Genomic DNA, 22,220 nt, shown 5'->3' with positions numbered 1-22,220 from the left:
GGGTCGCGGCCTCACCGGCTCAAGTTTTATGGCCGGCCAGCGCGCGCGCCGAGCCGAACACCTGGATCAAACCCATCGATGCCCACGTGACAATGAAGGCGATGATCGCCAGCGCCGAGGGCTCGTAAGCGCGGTTCGCGCCGATCAACTGCAAATACGGTCCGAACGCCGGGCGATCCAGCAGGCTCGCGATCGTGAATTCGCCGATCACCACGGCGAACGTCAGGAACGCGCCAGACAGAATTCCCGAGCGCACGTTCGGGAAAATCACGCGGAAAAGGATCGTCGCCCAGCCCGCGCCGAGACATTCGGCGGCCTCGGTCAGCGAGCGTACATCAACGGCGCGCATACCCGCATCGACGGCGCGGTACATAAAAGGCAGCGACAGCGTGACGTAACCGAATACGAGTAGCAGATCGGTTGCGCGTTCGTTACTGGTGAACGGCAAAATCGAACTGCTGCTATAGATGCGCACGTAGCCAAAGACGATCACGATGGCCGGTATCACGAGCGGCAGCAAGGTGATGAACTCCACGACCGGCCGAAGCTTCGGCAAGCGCAGTTGCACCCAATACGCCGTCGGCACGACGAGCAGCACGCCGATCACGATGGTGAGCAACCCCATCAACACCGAATAGCCGAACGAAGCCTGAAAATGGGGATCTCCCAGGACAACGCGGTACGCATCGAAGCTGTACGTGTCGCGACGCATCCGCAGACTGAACTCGAAGGTCGCGGCGAGCGGAATCAAAAAATACAGTGTGCCGATGATCACGGTGACCCACGCGCCCGCGCGCGATTGCGATTTCATCAGCGCCCCCTTTCGGCTCGCGCACGCAACCAGATGTAGCCACCGTTGGACAGGCCCGTGACTACGATCATGCCGAGCGCGAGGGCGTAACCGAGATTCTGGTTATGCAGCACGTCGCCGCGAATCTGCGCAAACAGCAGGATAGGAACGATGTTGAGGGAACTGCCAGTCAACGCGTAAGCCGTGGCGACCGCGCCGAACGCGTTGGCAAACAGCACCAGGGCCGCACCCAGAAAGCTCGGCCAGAGGACCGGCAGACCGACGTAGCGCCAGTATTGCGCCGCCGTGCCGCCGAGGCAGTCGCACGCTTCGCGCCACTCGCGCTTCAGGCCATCGAGCGCCGGCGTGATGATGAGCACCATCAACGGAATCTGGAAGTAAAGGTACGTAATGGTCAGCCCGAGGAAGCTCAGAATGCTGAACCCGGTGGAATAGAGATTGAAGCCCAGATATTTCCGTGCGAGCACCGTCACGAGACCCACGCGCCCCAATGTACTGATGAACGCGAAGGCGAGCGGCACTCCCGCGAAGTTGGACGCGACGCCAGAAAAGGTCATGAGCGTTGGGCGGATCCACGCGGGTAACCGACCATGCACCGCGGCCCACGCGAGCAGCGCGCCGAAGATCGCCCCGCCGGTCGCGGAGGCGACGCTCACCTTCACGCTGATCCAGTAGGCATCGAGCACGGCCGGTTCGAACAGCTCGCGAAGATTCGCCAGCGTGAAGTGCCCCTGCGCATCCTGAAACGCGCCGATCATCAGAAGCGCGGTGGGCAATAAAAGAAATAGCAGCGCGAATGCGAAAAACGGCACGACGCCCGCATAAGTCAGCCAGCTTGCCCCGCCGCTGTCGCGCACCGGACCGGATTTCGGCGCGGGCCCGGCAGGCGTCAGCAAGTCCGGGCCCGAGGCGTCTGGCTGCGGAGATGCGCTCATCCCGGCGGTCTCGCGTGCCTACTTCACGTTCGCGCCAACGACCTGATCCCAGCCTTTGGTCACGACGTCCTTCGTGGCGTTCTGCTGATCGAGCGTCGGAAAGACCGCGTTGCCGTACGCCGATGCAGGTGGCAGCTTCGCGAGCAGCGCTGCCGGCACCTTCTTCTGCGCGACGAGTTCGTTGTAGCGCATCGGATGACAATAACCGGCAAGCCAACCGAGCTGCCCTTCGTCAGAGTAGAGGAATTCCATCCACAGTTTTGCGGCATTCGGATGAGGCGCATAGGCACTGATCGCCTGCACATAGACGCCCGCCACCACGCCTGTCTTCGGCACAATGACTTGTACCTTCGGGTTGCCTTTGAGCGTGTCCCGATCGGCAAGCGCGTTGTAGTCCCAACGCACGATGATCGGCGTCGTGCCCTGCGCCAGTGATGCGGCCTTGCCGATTACCGGCACGAAGTTGCCGCTCTTGTTCAGATCGGCGAAGAACTTGAGGCCCGTCTGGTCCGCCTTCGTTGCATCTCCTTTGCTTTGCGAAAGGCCGGCGGCATAGACGGCCTGAATGGCCTGATTCGCCGAGCGCGGGTCACCGGCGAGCGAGACCGCATTGCGGTAGTCCGATTTGAGCAGATCGCCCCAATCGGCCGGCGCCTTGTCGATCATGTCCGCGTTGACTTCGAACGCAAGCACGCCATAGTAGTCGCCGTACCAGTAGCCTTCCGCGTCCTTGGAAGCTGCCGGGATCGAGTCCCACGTCGATACCTTGTAAGGCTGCAACAGGCCTTCTTTTTTCGCGGATGGTCCGAACGACAGGCCGACATCGATCACGTCGGGCGCTTGTGGTCCCTTGTTGCCTTTGTTCGCCTTGATCGCTTCGATCTCGTCCCCCGAGCCTGCATCAGGGTTGAGTTCGTTGACGTGGATGCCATACTTTTTCTGGAATGCGGCGATCATCGAGCCGTACCCGCACCAGTCATGCGGCAGGGCGATCGTGGTCAACTGCCCTTCCTGCCTGGCGGCTGCCACGAGCGCGTCCGGTGGCGCAGCCGATGCAGGATTACTGCCGCCCGCAGCCAGTCCAGCCGTTGCAGAGATCGAAAGGACACGGCACGCCCAGATACGCTTCATCGTCATCGCTGTTCCCGGATGGAAGGTAGTGCGTTGAAGAGATCCGCCGATTGCTGGTGCAGGCTAGATTTAAATCCAGAATTTTGCAAGCTGTCGAAAACGTGTAACTTCGCGTTTTGGCGGATGCAGGCGGCATACCGTCGCGCCGACGGAACCCCGATTGCCAGATCCCACGATTGAGCTGTTCGTACGAGCAGATATGCGCCTCTTGTCGATGCTGGGCCGTGTCTCGAACGAGAGGATCATGGAGGATCCCGGCGTGTCGCGCAAAACGCTGCGCCGCGACCTGCTCGACCTGGAAAAGGGCGGCGCATTCATGGGGGTGCCATGCCCGCCGATAATGAGGCACGGGTACCTACGCACACACCCGCATGCGCGTCCGGGTGAAGACGTCGGTTGCCAGGCCCGCGGTCGGCATCATTCACGACGGTCAGACAGTATTCGTCGATGCCGGTACGGCAATCGCCATTCTCGTTAATTTGCGAAGCTCACCAATCTCACGATCGTCACGTACTCGGTCGGCGTCGCGCTCCGATTGTGCAGCACATCACAAACGCCCGAGCACGCACGGGCCGCGAATCAAGTCATCTTGACTGGCGGCACGCTCAATGATTGCGTGGCCACCGGTGCGACAACGGTGCTGGACATTCAGGCCTTGAACTCTGCGTGCGGTTATGAAGGGACTACCCAGGTGTGTGGTCAACTTCCGATGCCAGCCGGAACGGATCAACTGCCCACATTTCGCCAGTGCTTTGATACGGCTGCAATTGAGCGAGCCGCGCTTCGAGCGGCATCAGACGGTAGGTAGGTGGATGCTCCGCTCTGGGTAGCCTTAAGCATGCGACATCGACTCTTGCGTCTCGCGACATTGGAGCTTAAAGCCACGGCGTGAAAGTCGCCCCCCAAGCGGTCATTCGACAATGATGACTGGATCGTCGACAATCGTCCACGGCTCCAGGTTTTTAGTCGCTGGTGGCCCGCAACGATATACCGCCCTCCAAACCGTCCCGATTTCAGAATGCCAATCTCGCTTGTCCTGTTCGACATGGACGATGTCCTCGCGCACTATGACCGATCCGCCCGTGTCAGATGCCTCGCGTCGCTGTCGGGTCGCCCATTCGATGAAGTCACGCAAACGATATGGGGTTCCGGACTGGAAGCGAAAGCCGACGCTGGATTGATTGATGATGATTCATATCTGCGCGAAACCGGCAAGCTGCTCGGGTGCAGGGTGTCGCGTGACGACTGGCTGCTGGCCCGTCGCGAGTCGATGTCACCGAACTTCGAGGTACTCGCGCTGGCTGAGACGGTATCCAGGACGTGCAGGATCGCCGTTCTGACCAATAACCCACGACTCGTGACAGACAACATCGCCTACCTGTGCCTACCTATCGCGGAACTCTTTGGCAGCAACGTGTTCGCGTCGGCATCCTTCAGTGCCGCGAAGCCATCGACCCAAACCTTCCTGAAGTGCATCGACTCGCTGGGTGCGGCTCCTTCGGAATCGCTATTTATTGACGATCTTGAAGCGAATGTGGCGGGCGCCCGTAAGGCAGGCCTGACCGGACATGTCTTTACCGGGCACAAGGTGCTTGCCGAAGAACTCCGCCAATGCGGGCTGTTGAATCGCTGACCACTGGATTCAAAAATCGGGGCCGCGCAGGAGGTTGACACGTCTGAACGGGCTCCAAACTTGCCATTTCGGCCAACTGCGGCCGCTCACCAGGAGGCTTTGATTGACATTCAAACGTCAGCTCAAGTCAGACAGCGGACTTTTTGCAGTTCGTCCGCTGCCAGTAGCGCCTGTTTAATCTCGGCGTGTATCGGACTTCACGCCGCGCCGCTCCGGCCAGCCGCCGACATGATTCGCCGTCACCTCTTCAACAACGTGTAGAGGCAGGTCTAGGTCTGCATGGCATCCTTATAGATGCGCCCATCCTTCATGATCAGCTTCAGGTTCTTGTCGGGATCGGCGAGAAGTCCCACATTGTCGAGCGGGTTGCCACCGACGACCAGCAAATCGGCCCATGCACCCTGCTCCAGCACACCCAGCCTGGCGGGATAGGGGTTACGCTTTCCTGAGAGCTCTAGCAACTCCCCGTTGCCCCCCGTCACCATCCGCAAAATTTCGGAGCCGTTGTACCAGCGCGTCATATTGCCAATCATCAAACCCTGGCGTGCCGCCACCGCCGGCGAGAAGATCAAGTCGGTCCCGAACGCCACCTTGAGTCCGTGCTTGCGTGCGAGTTTGTACATGTTGTTGGTCCCCACGATGACTTCCCGGAACTTGTCGAGGATCGGTCCCGCTAGCGGCCCGACGTCGTCTTCGTTCACGAATGGCTGGGTACTTAACCATGTCCCGTTCTTCGCCATGATCTCGGCTGCATGATCGTCCATCAGATGACCATGTTCGATACATTGCGCGCCTGCTGCCACCGCTCGCTTCACGGCTTCTGACGTGTACGCATGAACGGCCACATAGGTCCCCCAATCGCCCGCGGTTTCGACGGCTGCTCGCAGTTGCTGCTCGGTGAAGGTCAGCATGTCGAGTGGGCTGCGCGGCGTGGATACGCCGCCGGCTCCCACGATCTTGATCTGCGTTGCGCCCTGCAGGAACTGCTCGCGCACGCGTAACCGCACCTCGTCCGCCGAATCGGCGATCGCATTCGCGCCGGTCCTTTCCTGCGCACTGACTTCGCCCGTCGTACGCGGGATGTCCGTGAGCGGGCGAAAATCGCCATGACCACCTGTCGTCGTGATCATCGCACCGGACGGATAAATACGCGGGCCAGGAATCATCCCTGCGTCGATAGCCTGTTTCAGCGCGAATGCCGGGCCGCCCACATCGCGTATCGTCGTGAAACCACGCAGCAACGTACGCTGGGCTTCCGCACTCGCAGCCAGATACACCAGGCCCAGGTCGGCCTGCAAGATCGTCTGGATCGGGAGCGAGGCGAGCATGGCGTGCCAGTGCATCTCGATCATCCCCGGCATCATCACCTTGCCGCCGCAATCGATTGTGCGGTTCGTGCCGGCAGCGGGTGGCTGGCCTTGCCCAAGCTGTGAGATGCGACTTCCTTCGACGACGAGATACATCCCATCGCGCAGACCGGCGGACTTGCCGTCGAACAGTCGGAAATTTGTAAACGTGACGGGCTGCGGCGCAGCGGCGGCGGGACTCGCACCCTGCGCCCGAACGAGTTCTGGGAGCACGGCACTTAGCATGGTCGCCCCCATGCCGATCAGGAATCCGCGTCGCGCGAGGTCGGCGCCGATGCGGCGATTCGCATACTGGGCAAGCGCCTTGTTACAGAAGCAGGAATACGTTGGGCTTGTTCGGTTGACGCCGCTGTTTTTTCCGGAAGCCATATCCGCCCCCATTTGAGTTGAACACCATGCACGGAACCGCTGCTTGCGGCCTTTGAACAGGTAACGGGAACAACCAGCGGACAGTAACGACATTCTCACGGAAGTATGGCAAACAACTAACGCTCGTGCGTTCAAAGCGACGAACCATCGCTTGCGTAAGAGGTAGTGGCCTGTCGGGCGGAGACGCATCTGGGAAGCGAAACGAGTCCCACAATGGCGGTCCTGCGTGCAATGACGGATTTCGCCAGCAAGTAGCACACGCTCCCTTGGGTGAGTGGCCGATGAAGTAGTGAGAACGGTCCTCGCCAACCTTATGGACCGGGTGGCGGCCAAGGGGTCGACTAGCGCCTGCCACCTCGCTAGTGAGCGGTCATTCGTCTCGACGTGCCCGCGAAGCGCAGCTATATCGCTAACGGGCATTTTCAGTCCGGCATCGAATTCTCGGGCAAGCGGGCACGACGAAAGCGCGTGAGCCTCAATCGCTCGACACAACTTTCGGCCTCACGATCCGCGATGCCGGGCGCACAACGTAGAACAAGGAACGCCATCGTTGATTGGCCGGCCCGGAGAAAGCTGTTGCGCAGCGGAATTGCGTCGGGCAGGGCTCATCCTGTTTCTGCCGTTCGCCAATTGTACTTTGACCGTCCGATGTCATCGCGTGAAGCGATCCTTCATGCCATCGCTTCGGCCCACCCGCCTCCCATTGAGCAGGCGTAACGCAGTCCGGGCCGTTCATGCTGATCAGATACTTGCCGCCCCCTGCCTCGTGGAGCGAAAGTCACCGAATTTTGGCTCAGCCAGGCACAGCTCGAACAACGGTAATATGTGTCATTTGTGTGACGGAGCGAGCGGCGCACCGTCAAACCCGAGGGGACACCCTATGTTCGGCCGGTTCATGCCCAGAGACGGTAATTTCTTTGAGCTCTTCAATGCTCACGCCCGTTATATCGTGGATGGCAGCCAGGCTCTCGAAAAGCTGATCGAGAATCTTGAGGACGCGGAGCGTCACCGGCGCAACATAAAAATCATCGAAAAGTCCGCCGACAAGCTCACGAGTGAGTGCAACGACCTGTTGCACAAGACATTCATCACGCCACTTGATCGCGATGAAATCCAGCAGCTTATCAACACGCTGGACGACATCATCGACGTCATTGAGGACGTCGCGAACACCATCACGCTCTACGACGTGCAGGCGCTGCCCGATGACGCGATCGAGTTTGCGCGCCTGAGCACACGAACGGCAATTCAGGTTCAGCAGGCGGTCAGCATGCTTTCTGACATGAAGCAGGCGCAACAGATCCTGCGATGCTGCAAGGAGATCGACGAGCTTGAATCAGACGTTGACAGGTTGCTGCGCATCGCGATCTCGCGGCTCTTCCGGGAGGAGGAGGATGTCAAGACACTGATCAAGCTGAAAAGCGTCTATGAATTGCTCGAGACGATCACCGACAAGTGCGAGGCCGCGGCCAAGATAATCCAGGGCATCGTGCTCGAAAACGCCTGAGCAGGTCCGAACATGCACACGATTCAACTCGTCATCTGGACGGTGATCCTGCTCGTCGCGATAGCCCTCGTCTTCGATTTCATGAACGGGTTCCACGATGCAGCGAACTCCATCGCGACCGTGGTGTCCACCGGTGTTCTAAAGCCTCATCAGGCGGTTGCATTCGCAGCGTTGTTCAATGTCATTGCGTATTTTGTCTTCCACCTTGGAGTCGCCGCCACGATCGGTAAGGGCACGATCGACCCGGCAATAGTCGACCACTACGTGGTGTTCGGTGCACTTGTCGGCGCGATTGGCTGGAACTTCATTACCTGGTACTACGGCATTCCCTCCAGCTCATCTCATGCGCTGATCGGTGGACTGGTCGGCGCGGCACTCGCCAAATCCGGCTGGAGCGCGCTGAACGTCAACGGCATCATGAAGACCGTGGCCTTCATCGTCATTTCGCGGTGCTGGGCTTCGTGCTCGGCTCGTGTTTCATGCTGTGCATCGCCTGGATCTATTTCCGTGTGCCACAAGGCAAGGTGGATCGCCGGTTCCGGAAACTGCAACTGCTCTCGGCGGGTCTTTACAGCCTCGGACACGGCGGTAACGATTCGCAGAAGACCATTGGCATTATCTGGATGCTATTGATTGCAACGGGATATGCCTCGCAGAGCGCCGATGCGCCGCCACTGTGGGTGGCCGCGGCATGTTACGCGTCGATGGGCCTTGGGACCCTTTTCGGCGGTTGGCGCATCGTACGGACGATGGGTCAAAAGATCACGAAGCTCAAGCCGGTCGGTGGTTTTTGTGCAGAGCTGGGAGGGGCACTCACGCTATTTCTCGCCTCGGGGTTCGGCATTCCTGTATCGACCACGCACACCATCACGGGGGCGATTGTAGGAGTCGGTGCAACGCGCAAGCTGTCCGCCGTGCGTTGGGGTGTTGCGGGCAATATCGTCTGGGCCTGGGTTCTCACGATCCCCGCTTCAGCCGTGCTGGCCGCAACGGGATGGTGGATCGCAACCCGGCTGCTTTAACGCGCGAGCCTGGTTTCCGGTCCAGTCGAATATCGTCAAACCATGTGGCACTATTGCCGCATCAAGCGCTGTTATGGGGTTGCCCCCACAACAGGGCGCACTAACCATGCTGTAGCCGTCGACTATCGTGTTGATCCTTCTGAATCTGCTCTCCGGTGTGTCACTCCTCGTATGGGGTACACACATCGTCCGTACCGGCATCCTGCGCGTGTTCGGCGCGGACCTTCGCGCGATACTGGGTCGTAGCACGGGTAGCCGGCTGAAGGCCTTCCTCGCCGGACTGGGCGTCACCAGTCTCGTACAGAGCAGTAATGCCACCGCCGTTATCATCACGTCGTTTGCCGCACAAGGCATGGTATCGCTGGCGAGCGGACTGACCATCATGCTGGGCGCGGATGTTGGCACCGCACTCATGGCGCGGGTGCTGACACTCGATCTGTCCTGGCTCTCGCCGCTGCTGATTCTCGTTGGGGTGCCCCTTTTTCTCACCCGCAAGCAAACGCGCGCAGGTCAGACGGGCCGAGCGCTTATCGGACTCGGCTTGATCCTGCTGGCCCTTCATCTGATTGTGGAAGCCGCGCAACCCATGATGCAGGGTGCAGGAGTCAGGGTGATGTTCAGTGCCCTGACCGGCGACACCGTGCTCGATGCGCTAGTCGGCGCGGCCTTTGCAATGCTCTCGTATTCGAGCCTCGCCGCTGTTCTGTTGACCGCGACGCTCGCCTCTTCCGGCGTCATTTCGCTGAAGGTCGCATTGTGTCTTGTTGTCGGCGCAAATCTTGGCAGCGGACTGCTCGCGCTGATCAGTGCATGGCCTCAAAACGCAGCGGCCCGTCGCCTCTCCGCGGGAAGCTTCGCATTCAAACTGCTCGGTGCGCTGATTATCCTGCCGTTCGCATCGCTACTTGCACGCGCATTGCCGGTAATCATCGCGAATCCACGTGAAGCGGTAGTCGGCTTCCACCTCATCTACAACACCGTGCGATGCTGCGCCTGCCTCACCATGGTCGACAGGGTTGCCGCCATCAGCCGGAGACTGTTGCCTGACCGTCCATCGACGACAGCTGAACTGCGCCCACTGCATCTCGATCCCGCTGGGCTTGTCACGCCCGGCCTTGCCCTGGCGAACGCCTCGCGTGAGGTACTCCGGATTGGCGACATCGTCAGTGTGATGCTGGAGAACGTTTCTGAACTGCTCAGGCGCAATGATCTCGCCCTCGCTCGCGAAACCATGCGAATGGACGATGACGTTGACCACCTGTACGCCGAAGTGAAAAATTACCTGACGCTGATCTCGCGTGAACAGCTGGACGAGGCCGAGAGCCGTCGCTGGACCGACATCATTTCCCTCACAATCAATCTCGAACACGCCGGCGACATCATCGAGCGCATCGTGGGCGACATCGAAGAGAAGAAGATATCCCAGCGACTCGCCTTTTCTGAGGAAGGGTTGGGGGAACTCGATGATCTGCACGCGCGACTTGTGAGCAATCTGCGGCTCGGCCTGTCTGTTTTCCTCAACAACGACCTGCGTTGTGCGGAGCAGCTTCTGGCCGAAAAGGAGCGTTTTCGCGATCTGGAGCGAGTGTATTCTCACAAGCATCTGGACCGGCTTGCGGGACAGGCGCTTCGCAGTGTGGAAACCAGCGCCCTGCACCTGGATCTGATCAGCAACATGAAGAGGCTGAATTCGCTCTTCTGTTCGACAGCCTATCCCGTACTCGACGCTGCGGGAGCGCTTCACGAAACCCGGCTGCGCAAACGTTCGCTGGACAGTCTGCACACGAAGGAATGACGATGGGCACAAAAGCGGCAGATTAGCCGGCGTGACGTCATCCGTTCGGTCACACCTGTCCATGCCGGGCGCCGCATGGAATTTACCAGCAGTTTGGGGTGTTCGCGCCGCATGCATCCGGGCAGCGAGCCCCCGAACTCCAGGCAAGCTGGAGTCGCCTGGCAGCGCGCTTGCCATGCCAGCGACATGCTCCCGCGAGCATCATGTCGGGGAGACGAAACCCGAGGCAGCCACTTCTGAACCGAAAAGCAACGCGACGATTGCCCGCGTTGGCACACTGGCCACGAGTGTCCCTACCTTGCGAGGACTGAACCAGCGACAGCGCACGATTTCATTGCACGGACGCGGTCTTGCATCATCGGGCAGAACGCAGAAGAACACGTGATGGCGTTTGTTCAGGCCGCCGAACTGGAACAGGTACCCCAGCTCGTGCCCTCCAAGCGCGGTTTCTTCGCTGAGCTCGCGTCGGGCAGCATCGACCGGCGACTCGTCGCGCCGGATCGTACCGCCAGGTAGCGACCACCTGGTTCGCCCGCGCTCCACGAGGAGAATTCTCTCGCGCTGCCAGCACACAACAGTTGCTCGCTCTTTCATGCTTTCAGGTTTCAGTGCACGTGCTATATTTTTCTGACAAATCGAAACGTCGCTCAGGGAGTCGGGCCCCAGCCACAGGCTGGGGCATACCGGCAACGGGTGCTCCTGCCACACCACGACAATGTACCAGCGCTTCAGGCGTAGTCTGGCTGTGAAAAGAGGAAATCCGCTCGGCCCGCGAGATCCGCGCGCTGCCCGCCATCCTTCGACAGGGCTTCTTCCGGCTTTGGTCCGGATAAGCCTCCACGGGTGCTGCCGCGGCTACCACTTGTGGAACCATCGATGTCCGTGTCTGATCTCCCTTCCGGCATAAACAGCCAGAAAGGCGCCGACAACCATTGCTGCCATCGCAAGCGATTCATCGAAGAAATCGCCGGGTTGCGATGCCTTCACAAAGACCCAGATGCCAATCCCGATCGCCATCAGGAGCATCCCCATAATCAGCCCCCAAACTGGCCCGGCCGGATCAGACCGCAATCTGTGAGACATTTTCATTTGCGTACCTCCCGACACCGTCGCTGTTCACTGCGAGCAGTCCGTGAAACTCACAACCGGTGCCCCGCTTTCAGGATGGGTGGCTCCCGTTCCGGCTTCAGGTCGCAATGAACTCCCGGTCATAAGCCTGATTCGAAACCGCAGCATGACCGGCAAACTGCTGCGGCGGGCACCCGCAGTCAATGCCTCGCGAATGCAAAAACAGCAATCAACACAGCAATGAGTGCGGCAAGCCATTTCACCAGAACAACCAGACTTCCCACTTTCTCACCAAGCAGGCGAACTGCTTCGGCTTCCTGAGCGCCACTGCCGCCGGGTAGCGCATCATCGTCACGTGGCCGGATTCCATCCGACTCGCAAAGCCTGAGCCTGGCCTGCTCGAATGCCATATGCGTGACGTATCCTGTCGCGACTTCGGGCAACCCGGTTGCATTGACGCTGTCTGGCCTGAGAAACACGCAGGGGTCACCATGCGTAACTGCGGCTTCCGGTGCGTTCGAATAGAGATGCCTCATGGACAGCGCGAGTTTGACGTCCGTGAGTCGCGCGGCGTCGATACCCTCGATAAGGCCCCGCATGCTGCTTGCCGGCACGTGGAACGATGCCCACCACTGGCCGGGCTCCTGTATCTCAGGATCCGCTGCGTTGTAGCCAAGTCTGGCCGTGCCGAGCGGGACGTCGGAAAACGCGATGCCCAGTTCATCCTGCCATTCGCGAAGGCCCTGATGATCCCCTTGGTTGAGCTCACGGACTGCGAACGTGACACTGACGGCGTGTTGCCTGGTCTGCGGTTCGCCGACCACACACAGATCTGCGTCGTCCAGATGCGCAGTCCCCTGTATGTATGTCGCCAGGACCGACTGCCCCTCGTCTCCTGTCGGTTCCGCCTGCCGGACGATCCGGAGGTCCTGCAGTGTCAGCCAGACCGATCGGGCGGGCTCGTACCTCATACACACACTGCGGTCCGTTGTAACGTCCACCGTACGGCGCCCATTTTCAGGAAGGCCACCCCTGACGCGCGGTGTGGACGTGTCGCGCATTTCAGGTCCTGCGTGGGCATTGTCTCGCCGTCCGTCCTCTGCATCCTGGAACGCGTCGCGTGACGGCAGCCGGTCCCGTCCGCCGGAGTCGCCACGATCCAGTACGTCCGTGCGACACGCATCTCTGCCGGGAACGTGATCGCGCTCTCGCAAACGCTGAGGGAGCCCAACCAGCAGTTCTCCTGGATCGGCGCCGATGCGCAATGCCGGGCGCATTGGACGGTCATGTGCCTCCGTCGTGACCGGCATACCCGTCTGATCGCGATGAGCCGATCCTGCCGGGTCAGTGACCTTGATGAATGCCGGCATCAACCGGCCGAGGAGGTTGCCATACGGGGACAGCAGTGGCAGGAACAGCACGGCCAGAACTGCATTGAACAGCGTATGGAAGTCCGCGACCACACGTCCATTGTCGGGTTGCACGGAGACCATGAACCGTCCGATCGGCCCGAGCGCGGCAAGCACGAGAGCGGCCCCGATCAGCAGGATGAGCAGGTTACCCACCGGGAGCCGCCTTGATGCAGGATCGTCAGGAACAGCCGATTCGAGCACCGGCTTGATCGCGGCGCCCAGGTTTGCACCCAGCACCAGCGCGAAAGCGGTATCTGGCGGCACGACGTTTTTGGCGCACAGGGACGCGACCAGCAAGACGGCAGCAACGGTCGAATCCGCAGCCCAGCTCAGGCTCGCGGCGAGCAGCACATCCACCAGCGGGACAGTCGACGCGGCGCCCAGCAGCACACGCAGGCTGGGCGCGTCTTCGTACTCGGTCATCAGATCGAGCAGTTCGTGCAACGCAATCAGCATCAGGCCCAGTCCGATGAACGCGCGCCCCAGATCGTGTGCCCGCGTGTTCGACGCCTTGCGGAACATCAGCACTCCGACCAGTACGAGTGCTGGCGAGACCGCCGCCACATCGAAGGACAGCACCTGCACAATCAGCGTCGCACCGACGTTCGCCCCCAGCATGACGGCCAGCGCTGGAACAAGGTCGACGCGCCCCTCTGCAGCAAGACCGGCGGTCATCGAGCCGGTTACCGCACCGTTTTGCAATACCGCGGCGGACCCCATACCGGCAATGAATGCGTGCCCCCGGTCGTGTAGCGAGCGCGCGAGAAGCGACTGAAGCGCCACACCGAACGCCCGCTGCATGCCCGTCTGGACCATCTGCGTGCCAAGCACAAGCAGCGCGATGGAACCCGCGAGATCGATCAGCGTGAATGTCGTCGGCATACCCATGCTCCACTTGTACCGTCACATTGCCGGTTTTCCCGCACGCTCCGGAGTGTCGCGGCCCTCCGTGTACATCTGCGCCGCAGGCGGCACGGAGGAACACTCACCATTGTTCAGAAAATTTCGGGTGGCATTGGTGCGCAAGCGCACAGCCAGCCTGTCAACGCGCAGGAAGCGTTGGGGTCCGGTTCCGGAGATCAGCAGGGCGCCACTGCACAGCCACGGCACCAGGTCTCGACTGTCGCATGCGTGACGTGCAGAAGCGCTCCGCCACAATGGCGCGCCTGGGATGGCCTCAATGAGTCAGGGCTTCCCGCTCAAGCTGGGCGCGCGAAACGTGACGGACATCCTTGCCCTTGACAACATAAATAACGAGCTCTGCCAGGTTCTTTGCATGGTCGCCGATCCGTTCGATGGCCGACGCAATGGACACATAGTCGAGTGCGGAAGAGATGACGCGGGGATTCTCCGCCATGTACGTCGGCAGCTTGCGCACAAACGCGCGGTACTCCTCATCGATCGCCTCATCCGCGCGCATGATCCTGGCTGCCTCAACCGTATCGAGACGGGCGAATGCCGCGAGCGCGTCGTGGAAGATGATTGCCGCCCTCTGACCGGATGACCGGATTTCCGCGATATTCAGATTCCGGCCCGTCGCGTCATTCGCGATTTTCCTCGTCCGTTTTGCGATCTTGCGTGCTTCATCGCCTGCGCGCTCGAGATTGCTGATGCCCTTGGAGAAGGCCATCAGCCGCCGCAGGTCGGATGCGATGGGCTGGCGCCGCGCAATGACGTTGCTGCACTCGGCGTCGATCTCGACTTCCATCGCATTGAGCCGGTGCTCCTCATCAATCACCTTCTCGACCAGATTCATGTCGAAGCGTCTGAGCGCCTCCATCGCATCGGCCAACTGTGACTCAACCAGTCCCCCCATCTCGAAGAATCTCGACGACAGGTGTTCAAGTTCAGCATCGAACTGGCTGGAAATGTGCTTGTCTGGCATTGAAAAACTCCCCATACCAGAAAGACGATAAACTGTTTATACGGTTTGTCAAACCTGAAAAAACCATGAAACAACAGGCAACCAGGAACAGAAGCGGCAAGCGGCAGGGTACGCCCCCGGGCGAAGGGTCCGCTGAGGCAACGGCAACCGGGGAGGCCGGGCAACCAGCAAAGGCCCGGCGTGGGGGATCAAAGCCACAGGGCCAGAAGGCAGCGCCCGTGGAAGCGTCTCCCGGACGCGTTGCCGGGCACCGCAGGGAGCATGTCAAACGGGAAAAGGTCGTACGCGACATCTTCACGATGCCCAGGGCGGACTACGAACAGCTCTCGGTGCTCAAACAGCGATGCCTCGACGCGGGTATCGCCGTGAAAAAGAGCGAACTCGTCCGCGCAGGGCTGCTTCTGCTGGCATCCGGGCCGACGAAGCGCCTGCTTGCGGCCGTCAAGGCGGTCGAGCCGGTCAAGACCGGCAGGCCACCGAAATCGAAGTAAGCCGCGCCGAGGACCCGGCGGCCGTACCGCACCAGGCTCACCGTCCGGAACCGGCGAGGCGACGCCGCAGCTGTGCTGTCCGGGCTGCGGGGGCAGGAACGATAGCGGGGCCGCGCTCCGGTGTGAAAGCGCCGACAAAACGCGATACGGATCGTGCAGGTGCGGGCGGTCGATGTTGCGACGTCTGCGCCTGCGCCAGCACCGGCTACAGTTGCGTCATGTGAGCTTCCGCAGGCGGTACCCAATACCCCGCACTGTCACGATCCGCTCTGCGCCGATCTTCTGCCGAAGGCGATGCACATGCACCTCGAGCGCATTGCTGTCGATTGCGTCGTCCGGGCCGTACATCTTCCCTGAAAGTTCACGATGGGTGAAGACCCGGTGCGGTTCTTCGATGAGCGCCCTGAGCAGACTGAACTCGCGCGGTACCAGGTCGAGCGCCACGCCATGGAGGCTCGCCTCATGGGGAAACCCGGTTCAGCAGAAGTCCATTGTGTGCACAAACTTGCGCTGCAAGACTGGTTCGATGACGCATCAGAACACGCACACGCGCCGCAAGTTCCTCAAGGTCGAACGGCTTGATCAGGTAATCGTCCACACCGACGTCGAGCGCGCGAATACGGCTTTGCACCGCATCCCGCGCCGTCAGGATGATCACGGGGACGCGGCCACCGCGCGTCCGGTACTGGTTCAGCAGTTCGAGCCCTGCGTCTCCGGGGAGCCCCAGGTCCAGCACAAGCAGGTCGTACGTTTCGTCGCAAAGCGACAACTCCGCCTCGCATCGGTCACGCACCCAGTCAGTCGCGTAGCCCGCGCACCGCATCGCCTCCACCACGGACCCGGCGAGCACACCGTCGTCTTCTAGCAGCAACAGGCGCATGGCGTGACCTCTACAGAGACGTCGCCATTCTCGAACGGCATCGCTTAACGCACACTTAAGCGTCCCTTAAGCTCCTGCTGCCGACAATCCGCCCGAATACTGAGGCCAGCCGTTTGTTCGAGCGGCCTTCACGTCCCCCTCGGGAAGAACATCAGAAGGTGGCGAGCTCAAACCTCTTGCGCCGGAGACCTGGACATGCCCAGCAGCAGCAAGCCCCGATCGCTTCGCCAGCCGTCTTCCAGGGCGCTTTCGAAAGCACTGCTCCTTCCCATGTCCCGAAGTGAAGCGGCCAATCTGGCGCTGCGCACGCGGATTGCGCTCGAGCGATTGCGTAACGGCGAGGCCAGCCGGTCGCTGGTCAATCACATGTGCCAGATCGTCCTCATCACCAGCTACATCACCCGTGCCGGATTCGGCAGGCTCGATCTCCACGACATTGACCGCGTCGAGCACAATCTCGGCGAGGTACTCTTCGAGGCAGACAGGACGGGAGAATGGAACCTCCCTGATTCGTTGATCAGTGAACTCACGACCGTGGTGAACGAGTACGATCGCCAGCTCGCCACGACCCGCGTCGAGATCGTCGCCCGCGCCAGCGAACACCTCGAAAGGCGCTTGCTGCTCACTGCAAGCCAGCGCCCTGCCGCCGCGGATGACGTCCGCGACCGTGCGCACGCGTGACACACTTGCGCTGATCATCCCGCAGCCACGAGTTTCAGGAGCAACGCGCTATTCCGCACGTCGTGTAGACCGGTTGGCGCGCCGGCCGCGTCCCGTTGCGAAAAGCGGCGCGTCTGCGAGCGCCCCGTGTCCGGAGTGCCGCTGGTCGCCAGTCAGCTGACTCGCGCAACCTGTCCTCTTCTGGTTCGAGCTCGCGGTCTTGAACGTCCGCGACCGTATTGCGCGGTGGCGCCTCACCGCCACCCACTACGGCTGCGAGGAACTGCATCCATCTCGTACGCATCTGTCTCCCACATGCTCCATCCGTCGTGCCCGCGTCGTTGCGTCATCCATGGATGAAAAAAAAAGCGCCTCGAAGCGCGCGTACGGAATCGCTCCATATGTCTGCGTTTCGAGACGCCGTTGTCCCGTCTGCAATCTTTCCCCTACACAAGGCAGGGACTACATCTGTGGCCATCGTCGACCAGCCAGTCTAGAGGCAAAAAATACGCCATTGCGCCGGGCGAGATGAATTCCGGCGCCTCGGCGTCATCCACAGGGCTGTCCCTTGTGAGGATGCCCCACACGCGAGCAGATGCCTCCCGTCTGGTGCGTAGCGAGGCCACAATGCACCACGCCGCCGCACGCGCCCAAGGCCCACCACGTTGAGAAAATACCTGCAGGCGAGGTGTCAACAACCCTCACCGGCGTCATCCGTTCGCAGTCCAGACTGATCTGGCAGATGGTCCAGGCGAGAAAGCAGGTCCCTCGCCTGTCTCTCGATGTGAATGGGTAGCAGTGGCATGGCCAGAACGGCCTGTATCCTGGCCCGCCACCAACGTAAGTCAATCGCTGCCCCGGTTTCACACGCGTGCAGGTAGCCGGCTGAGTGCTCGAGATAATTGAGCACATTGCGGATGTGCGCCAGATCCTTTTCTACGAAATCGTAGCTCACGATGGATTCCCCGTTCTTTGTGTGTTTGTGCACCGCCGCGTTGGCCGCCCCTCCCGCGTCTGGCGTGAAATCACCGGCCTGCAGTGTTACTTCTTCAATGAAAATGCATGGCAAAGGCATTCAGTGCCGTGACCGGGTCCAGCGACACCACTCATGGTGATCCAGATTGCGCAGAAGGTCGGCGCGACGCCGTTCACGGCGATAGTGCGCGACGACGCCGCATGAGGCGATCACCAGAACGATTGCGCCGACAAGCATTGCCAGCCAGGATGGATCCACGTCAACCTCCTCAGGTTCGTCAGGGTCGCTACCCGATCGCGTGGGCGGCACGCTTAACGAATATTGGCAGATAGACCGACTGGATAATGGGCTATGTGTCCTTGAGTGTCGGTCAGCGCACCCGCGCGATCGCGCGCAGAAATGCGTCGCCATGCGGTGTGACGCGAGGCACCGGAAAGCCCGGTTCTGGTGGATCGTTCGCAATCAACTGGAGCGCGCGAAGCGCGCACAGTTCGGCACGATCCGCCTCGATCCGCTCAGGCGCATCCTTGACCAGCAGCAACGTGGCCAGCTCGTGGGGGCTCAACACGGCGTTTCCCTCCCGAAGGGGACTCAATGAACGGTAATCCGGTCTGGTAGGCACCGCGCGGCGTGCGACCAGACCGGGGCAGACATTAAGGAGCGTCGGCTAACTGGACTTCTGTCGTCGACCGGGGGATCGACTTCGTTGTGTCGCCGCGGTCGATGTTTTTGAAGCACCGTCGGGAATGGCGTGTGCGATATCCCGTGAATCTGCACGCGGCTGGCTTGCCGGGACACCATCCTTTGCAACGGGGAGCGGATTCATCGCTCGCAACATCGCATCGACTCCGCGTGCGCACCTCGCCATACCGTCGAGCGTGGTGTTCAGGTGGCGCACGTGCCCGTCATGGCTGTCGCTGGCACCTCGGCCGAAGTTCGCTGTCGCTTCCGAAGCGATGTCCATCCAGCCATGGGTGTACCCGGCGAACTGCGTGGCAAGCCAGGGCCATGTGGCGGCCTGACGGCAGGCGAACTGCTCAGGCGTCTGTGCCCGCAGCACGTTTTCCCAATGCAGGCCGGCGCCAGACAACACTAGCCTGCATGTCTCGATGTTCAGTCGCGCCAGCGCATGGAGGCTGGCAAACAGCTGGCCGTTCAGGATGGCCAGGTTCACCGCGCTGGATTCGTGTGTCGTGGCAAACAGCATCTGCTCAGGAGTGCTCAAGGAATGTCTCTCAGGTTCTTGCGGACGAGGCCTGGCCGCTGCCACTGCGGCTGGTGACCGGCATGGACGCGCGCGACAGAGCCCCTTCGGGCGGTGTCGCGCCGATCTAGAGTCTTTATTCTAACTTTGTTAAATCAATGCCAATATTACACATGATCCAGGAATTTCCCCAATATGTGGGATCCAAGAACGATGGTGGCAGGCCGCAACGCCGGGGCAACGCGCGTTCGTCGATGCGCCTCTGACCGGGTCGAATCTGGTCTTGCGTGCGTTGAAGTTACGCCGTGTCCCGGACAGGGTGAGGTCCGGCGCCAAGCGGACGTCCTCCCGCCTGCCGAGCCACGCTCAATGCCGGTCCTGGCAGAACAGGTCGTCGATGATCTTGCGCGCCGCACTGTATCCGCCCATGAGTGCGTCGGCCTCCGTTGCGAAGGGACGGCCACCCGCTTCACCGAAGCGCAGGGGGGAAAACACCGCGACGGTACTGGCTGCCTGAAATATCCTGACAACAGCGACGTACCCCGGCCGGATTGGTTCGGCCCTTGCCGGCCCAATGCGGATATCGGACTCAACGGCGATCTCGAGCGTAAAGCCCTCGTAATCGTAGCTTCGCGTCATGGCTGTCTCCCCGCCTTACTTCTCACGCCGGCACTCCCGGACGCCCGACATGGCTTCGAGCCGCGCGCAGATCGTCGAAAACTCGTTTGCCGTGACCCGCGACAGTGCAATCTGCGCGTCGTCGAGATCGGCGTCATCCTCCGACTGCTGGACGATGAACTGCCTGACGCGCACGCTTCCCGTGCCAAGGGCCTGATGCACGTTATCCAGCGAGACGCTACCGCGCTCGGCCAGCGACTGGATATTGCGCTGCTGACGCACAGCAATAAAGCGCCGCTCCAGGGGCTTCACACCGACCAGGATGACCATGATGATGGCCGTCGCGCCAATCGCAGCCGTGTACATGCCGCCGCCGACTGCCAGCCCGATGCCCGCGACCGACCAGAGGCTCGCCGCCGTCGTCAGCCCGCGCACCACTTCGCCACGAAGCAGTATCGACCCTGCGCCATGAAAGCCAATACCGGAAACCACCTGGGCGGCGACCCGCGACGGATCAAGCACGACGTTCTTCTCGCCCGGCACGTCGGCAAATCCGAACGCCGAAACCAGCATCATGAGCGCGGCCCCGACGCAGACCAGCATGTGCGTCGCGGGCCCGCCACCCAGGTCAGTCTTTCGCGCTCAAACACGATCACGTTGCCGAGAAGTGCCGTAATCAGCAGGCGCGACAGAAGCTCGAAGTTCCCGATCTTTTTCAGGTCCGGTAGACGTCTGCGAGACAGGGGTCTTGCACGTTGAGCGCTGGGTTGTGGCATTTTCGTGACATCAATGTTGATACCAGTCCAATGTCCGAGCACGCCTCGCGGTGTCCCGGTCGCGCCCGGGGCGCGGTCGACCGGCGATTGCTGGGAAGCACTACCCTGGCTCTCACCCCCGGAAGTCGCTGCCATGCAACCGCACCCGCCTGATCCCCCCTCCTCCCGCTTCCCCAGCGACACCGAACTCGCTGCGTTGCGCAGCTGGTATGAGCGCGTCGGCGCGCGCGGCGGTCTGCCGATATCTCGATCCCCTACGCGTCACGGACGCCTCCGCGCGCAGCACGCTGGGCTGGATCCGCCGGCGACCGGTCGACCACGCGCGGGCGCGCAATCGCGCCGGGCTGGCAGCCCCACTCCTGGAACACCCAGCACTCGGCAACGGCCCGGCCGTCTCGCGTAAAGCGTATTGAATGCGTCAACGTTTCGACATTAATTGTGTCTACATGAAGCTGTTTCTGCCCAACGACCGTCACGCCGTCACGCAAATCATCAAAGCGCGCTCTTCATCGCGAACGCCTCTGCCGCGGCCACCGTATCCAGCGCCTCCCGCAACAGCGCGATCTTGCCCTCGCGCGCCACGAGCCGCCCCGCGTACATCTGCCGATAGATTTTTCCCGTCGACGGCACGAGCGCTTCAACTTCATATTCGGCGAAGACCTGCTCCGGCGTTTCGATCAGAATGCGCACGTTCTTGAACGCGAAATCCGGCACTTTCGCGAGCAATGAAGCGATAAAACCTTCAATCGCTTCGGGGCCCTGCGCACGGCCGTCGATGCCGAGCGATTTCAGATACGGCAGTTCCAGCACACCATCGTCGGCGAATAGTGCGGCAGCCGCGCGCGGGTCGCGAATCGATTCGAGGTAAGCGGCAAGCAGTTGTCTGGCGTTGTTCATGATCGGCTTTCGATATCTGTGTTGATGGGTGCGCGTTATTGCAGACGCGTCTTCAATGCCATCGCCATCTGCTGCATGGCGGCGCGCGTCGGTGCGTCGGCGGCGAGCACGTTGAGCAGGCCGAAGTCGTGAATCGTGCCTTTGTATTGCGTCGTCGTCACGTCGTTGCCCGCCTGGTCGAGCCGATGTCCGTAGGCTTCGCCTTCGTCGCGCAGCACGTCGAACTGCGCCGTCTGGATCAGCGCGGGCGGCAAGCCCTTCAACTCGTCGAGCGTGGCGCGCAGCGGCGATGCGTAGCGCTGGTTGCGCTCGCCTGCGTCGGTCGTGTACGCGTTCCAGAACCACTTCATCATGTCGCGGCTCAGGAAATAGCCGTTTTCGAAAGCGTCGTAGGAGGCGTTGTCGAATGCGTGGTCCGTCACCGGCCACATGAGGCCCTGGAAGCGGATCGCCGGGCCGTGTCGGTCCTTCGCCATCTGGCTGACGACCGCGGCCATGTTGCCGCCCACGCTGTTGCCCACGACCGCGAGCCGGGCGCCATCGACGCCGATTTCCTCACCATGCGCGGCGACCCACTTCGTTGCGGCGTAAGCCTGGTTGATCGCGACCGGATAGCGTGCTTCGGGCGAAGACGTGTATGCGACGAACACGGCCGCCGCGCCCGACTGCACCACGAGGTCACGCACGAGACGCTCATGCGTCGGGTAGTCGCCGAGAATCCAGCCGCCGCCGTGTAAGAACATGAACACGGGCAGCACGCCGCGCGCATGCTGCGGCCTGACG

At 61.3% G+C, this 22,220-nt stretch carries 20 protein-coding genes and 3 pseudogenes; 6 read left to right on the top strand and 17 right to left on the bottom strand.

Going from position 1 to position 22,220, the window contains the following annotated elements:
* Positions 1-19: 19 nt before the first annotated feature.
* Genes U5A58_RS38810 through U5A58_RS38800 form a run of 3 tightly spaced genes read right to left on the bottom strand, consistent with a single transcriptional unit; the run spans position 20 to position 2,883 of the window.
* Complete coding sequence (locus U5A58_RS38810; RefSeq protein WP_321965251.1) at positions 20-811, bottom strand: ABC transporter permease; 792 nt, start codon at positions 809-811, stop codon at positions 20-22.
* Positions 811-1,746 (bottom strand): ABC transporter permease subunit, encoded by a 936-nt coding sequence (locus U5A58_RS38805; protein WP_321916602.1) that lies wholly within the window; start codon positions 1,744-1,746, stop codon positions 811-813. Before U5A58_RS38805 ends, U5A58_RS38810 begins: the two co-directional genes overlap by 1 nt.
* Before the next feature lie 18 nt (positions 1,747-1,764).
* Positions 1,765-2,883, bottom strand: coding sequence for an ABC transporter substrate-binding protein (locus U5A58_RS38800; RefSeq protein WP_321965250.1), 1,119 nt, complete (start codon positions 2,881-2,883; stop codon positions 1,765-1,767).
* A 1,012-nt stretch (positions 2,884-3,895) separates the two neighbouring features.
* Between U5A58_RS38800 and U5A58_RS38795 the strand changes: the two genes are divergently transcribed.
* A complete protein-coding gene (locus U5A58_RS38795) occupies positions 3,896-4,510 on the top strand; it encodes an HAD family phosphatase (RefSeq protein WP_321916599.1) in 615 nt (204 codons plus the stop codon).
* Between the two features lie 269 nt (positions 4,511-4,779).
* Here U5A58_RS38795 and U5A58_RS38790 read toward each other — a convergent pair whose 3' ends face one another.
* Positions 4,780-6,246, bottom strand: a complete 1,467-nt coding sequence (locus U5A58_RS38790) for an amidohydrolase family protein (RefSeq protein WP_321965249.1) — start codon at positions 6,244-6,246, stop codon at positions 4,780-4,782.
* Positions 6,247-7,126: 880 nt separating this feature from the next.
* Here U5A58_RS38790 and U5A58_RS38785 point away from each other — a divergent pair.
* The 3 genes and pseudogenes from U5A58_RS38785 to U5A58_RS38775 all read left to right on the top strand — a co-directional run bounded on the left by U5A58_RS38785 (position 7,127) and on the right by U5A58_RS38775 (position 10,570).
* Positions 7,127-7,753 (top strand): DUF47 domain-containing protein, encoded by a 627-nt coding sequence (locus U5A58_RS38785; RefSeq protein WP_321916595.1) that lies wholly within the window; start codon positions 7,127-7,129, stop codon positions 7,751-7,753.
* A gap of 12 nt (positions 7,754-7,765) precedes the next feature.
* Positions 7,766-8,775: pseudogene (locus tag U5A58_RS38780) on the top strand (inorganic phosphate transporter).
* A gap of 127 nt (positions 8,776-8,902) precedes the next feature.
* Positions 8,903-10,570, top strand: coding sequence for a Na/Pi cotransporter family protein (locus U5A58_RS38775; protein ID WP_321916594.1), 1,668 nt, complete (start codon positions 8,903-8,905; stop codon positions 10,568-10,570).
* Positions 10,571-10,771: 201 nt separating this feature from the next.
* On the opposite strand, the gene U5A58_RS38770 is transcribed toward U5A58_RS38775, so the two are convergent.
* The 4 genes from U5A58_RS38770 to phoU form a co-directional block, all read right to left on the bottom strand.
* Positions 10,772-11,164: an NUDIX hydrolase gene (locus tag U5A58_RS38770; protein ID WP_321916591.1), complete on the bottom strand. Its 393-nt coding sequence runs from the start codon at positions 11,162-11,164 to the stop codon at positions 10,772-10,774.
* A 261-nt stretch (positions 11,165-11,425) separates the two neighbouring features.
* Positions 11,426-11,659, bottom strand: a complete 234-nt coding sequence (locus tag U5A58_RS38765) for a hypothetical protein (protein ID WP_321916589.1) — start codon at positions 11,657-11,659, stop codon at positions 11,426-11,428.
* A gap of 179 nt (positions 11,660-11,838) precedes the next feature.
* The gene (locus U5A58_RS38760) at positions 11,839-13,932 is read right to left on the bottom strand and encodes a Na/Pi symporter (RefSeq protein ID WP_321965248.1); all 2,094 of its coding nucleotides are present in this window, start codon (positions 13,930-13,932) and stop codon (positions 11,839-11,841) included.
* A 295-nt stretch (positions 13,933-14,227) separates the two neighbouring features.
* Positions 14,228-14,935, bottom strand: coding sequence for a phosphate signaling complex protein PhoU (gene phoU / locus U5A58_RS38755; RefSeq protein ID WP_321916586.1), 708 nt, complete (start codon positions 14,933-14,935; stop codon positions 14,228-14,230).
* A gap of 218 nt (positions 14,936-15,153) precedes the next feature.
* On the opposite strand from phoU, the gene U5A58_RS38750 reads away from it, so the two are divergent.
* Positions 15,154-15,426: a hypothetical protein gene (locus U5A58_RS38750; RefSeq protein WP_321965247.1), complete on the top strand. Its 273-nt coding sequence runs from the start codon at positions 15,154-15,156 to the stop codon at positions 15,424-15,426.
* Positions 15,427-15,642: 216 nt separating this feature from the next.
* Here the strand turns inward: U5A58_RS38750 and U5A58_RS38745 are convergent.
* Positions 15,643-16,306 (bottom strand): annotated as a pseudogene (locus U5A58_RS38745) (response regulator).
* A gap of 195 nt (positions 16,307-16,501) precedes the next feature.
* Between U5A58_RS38745 and U5A58_RS38740 the strand changes: the two are divergent.
* Positions 16,502-16,987, top strand: a complete 486-nt coding sequence (locus U5A58_RS38740) for a hypothetical protein (protein WP_321916583.1) — start codon at positions 16,502-16,504, stop codon at positions 16,985-16,987.
* Positions 16,988-17,657: 670 nt separating this feature from the next.
* On the opposite strand, the gene U5A58_RS38735 is transcribed toward U5A58_RS38740, so the two are convergent.
* The 8 genes and pseudogenes from U5A58_RS38735 to U5A58_RS38700 form a co-directional block, all read right to left on the bottom strand.
* Positions 17,658-17,921 (bottom strand): hypothetical protein, encoded by a 264-nt coding sequence (locus U5A58_RS38735; protein WP_321916580.1) that lies wholly within the window; start codon positions 17,919-17,921, stop codon positions 17,658-17,660.
* 120 nt (positions 17,922-18,041) lie between these two features.
* Positions 18,042-18,200: a hypothetical protein gene (locus U5A58_RS38730; RefSeq protein ID WP_321916578.1), complete on the bottom strand. Its 159-nt coding sequence runs from the start codon at positions 18,198-18,200 to the stop codon at positions 18,042-18,044.
* Positions 18,201-18,312: 112 nt separating this feature from the next.
* Positions 18,313-18,483 carry a hypothetical protein gene (locus U5A58_RS38725; protein WP_415765665.1) on the bottom strand — a complete coding sequence of 57 codons (171 nt, stop codon included), beginning with the start codon at positions 18,481-18,483 and terminating at the stop codon, positions 18,313-18,315.
* Between the two features lie 126 nt (positions 18,484-18,609).
* Positions 18,610-19,167, bottom strand: a complete 558-nt coding sequence (locus U5A58_RS38720; RefSeq protein ID WP_321965246.1) for a phasin family protein — start codon at positions 19,165-19,167, stop codon at positions 18,610-18,612.
* A gap of 345 nt (positions 19,168-19,512) precedes the next feature.
* On the bottom strand, positions 19,513-19,785 hold the full coding sequence (locus tag U5A58_RS38715; RefSeq protein WP_321916574.1) for a hypothetical protein: 273 nt from the start codon (positions 19,783-19,785) through the stop codon (positions 19,513-19,515).
* Positions 19,786-19,800: 15 nt separating this feature from the next.
* Positions 19,801-20,474: pseudogene (locus tag U5A58_RS38710) on the bottom strand (MgtC/SapB family protein).
* Between the two features lie 558 nt (positions 20,475-21,032).
* Positions 21,033-21,437, bottom strand: a complete 405-nt coding sequence (locus U5A58_RS38705; RefSeq protein WP_321916572.1) for a nuclear transport factor 2 family protein — start codon at positions 21,435-21,437, stop codon at positions 21,033-21,035.
* Between the two features lie 35 nt (positions 21,438-21,472).
* On the bottom strand, positions 21,473-22,220 hold a 748-nt coding region (locus tag U5A58_RS38700), incomplete at its 5' end, for an alpha/beta hydrolase (RefSeq protein ID WP_321916571.1).

The sequence above is a fragment of the Paraburkholderia sp. J7 genome, from assembly GCF_905220155.1.
Lineage (GTDB): Bacteria > Pseudomonadota > Gammaproteobacteria > Burkholderiales > Burkholderiaceae > Paraburkholderia.
Note: the sequence above shows the minus strand (reverse complement) of the source record. Positions and strands in the feature narration are given on the sequence as shown.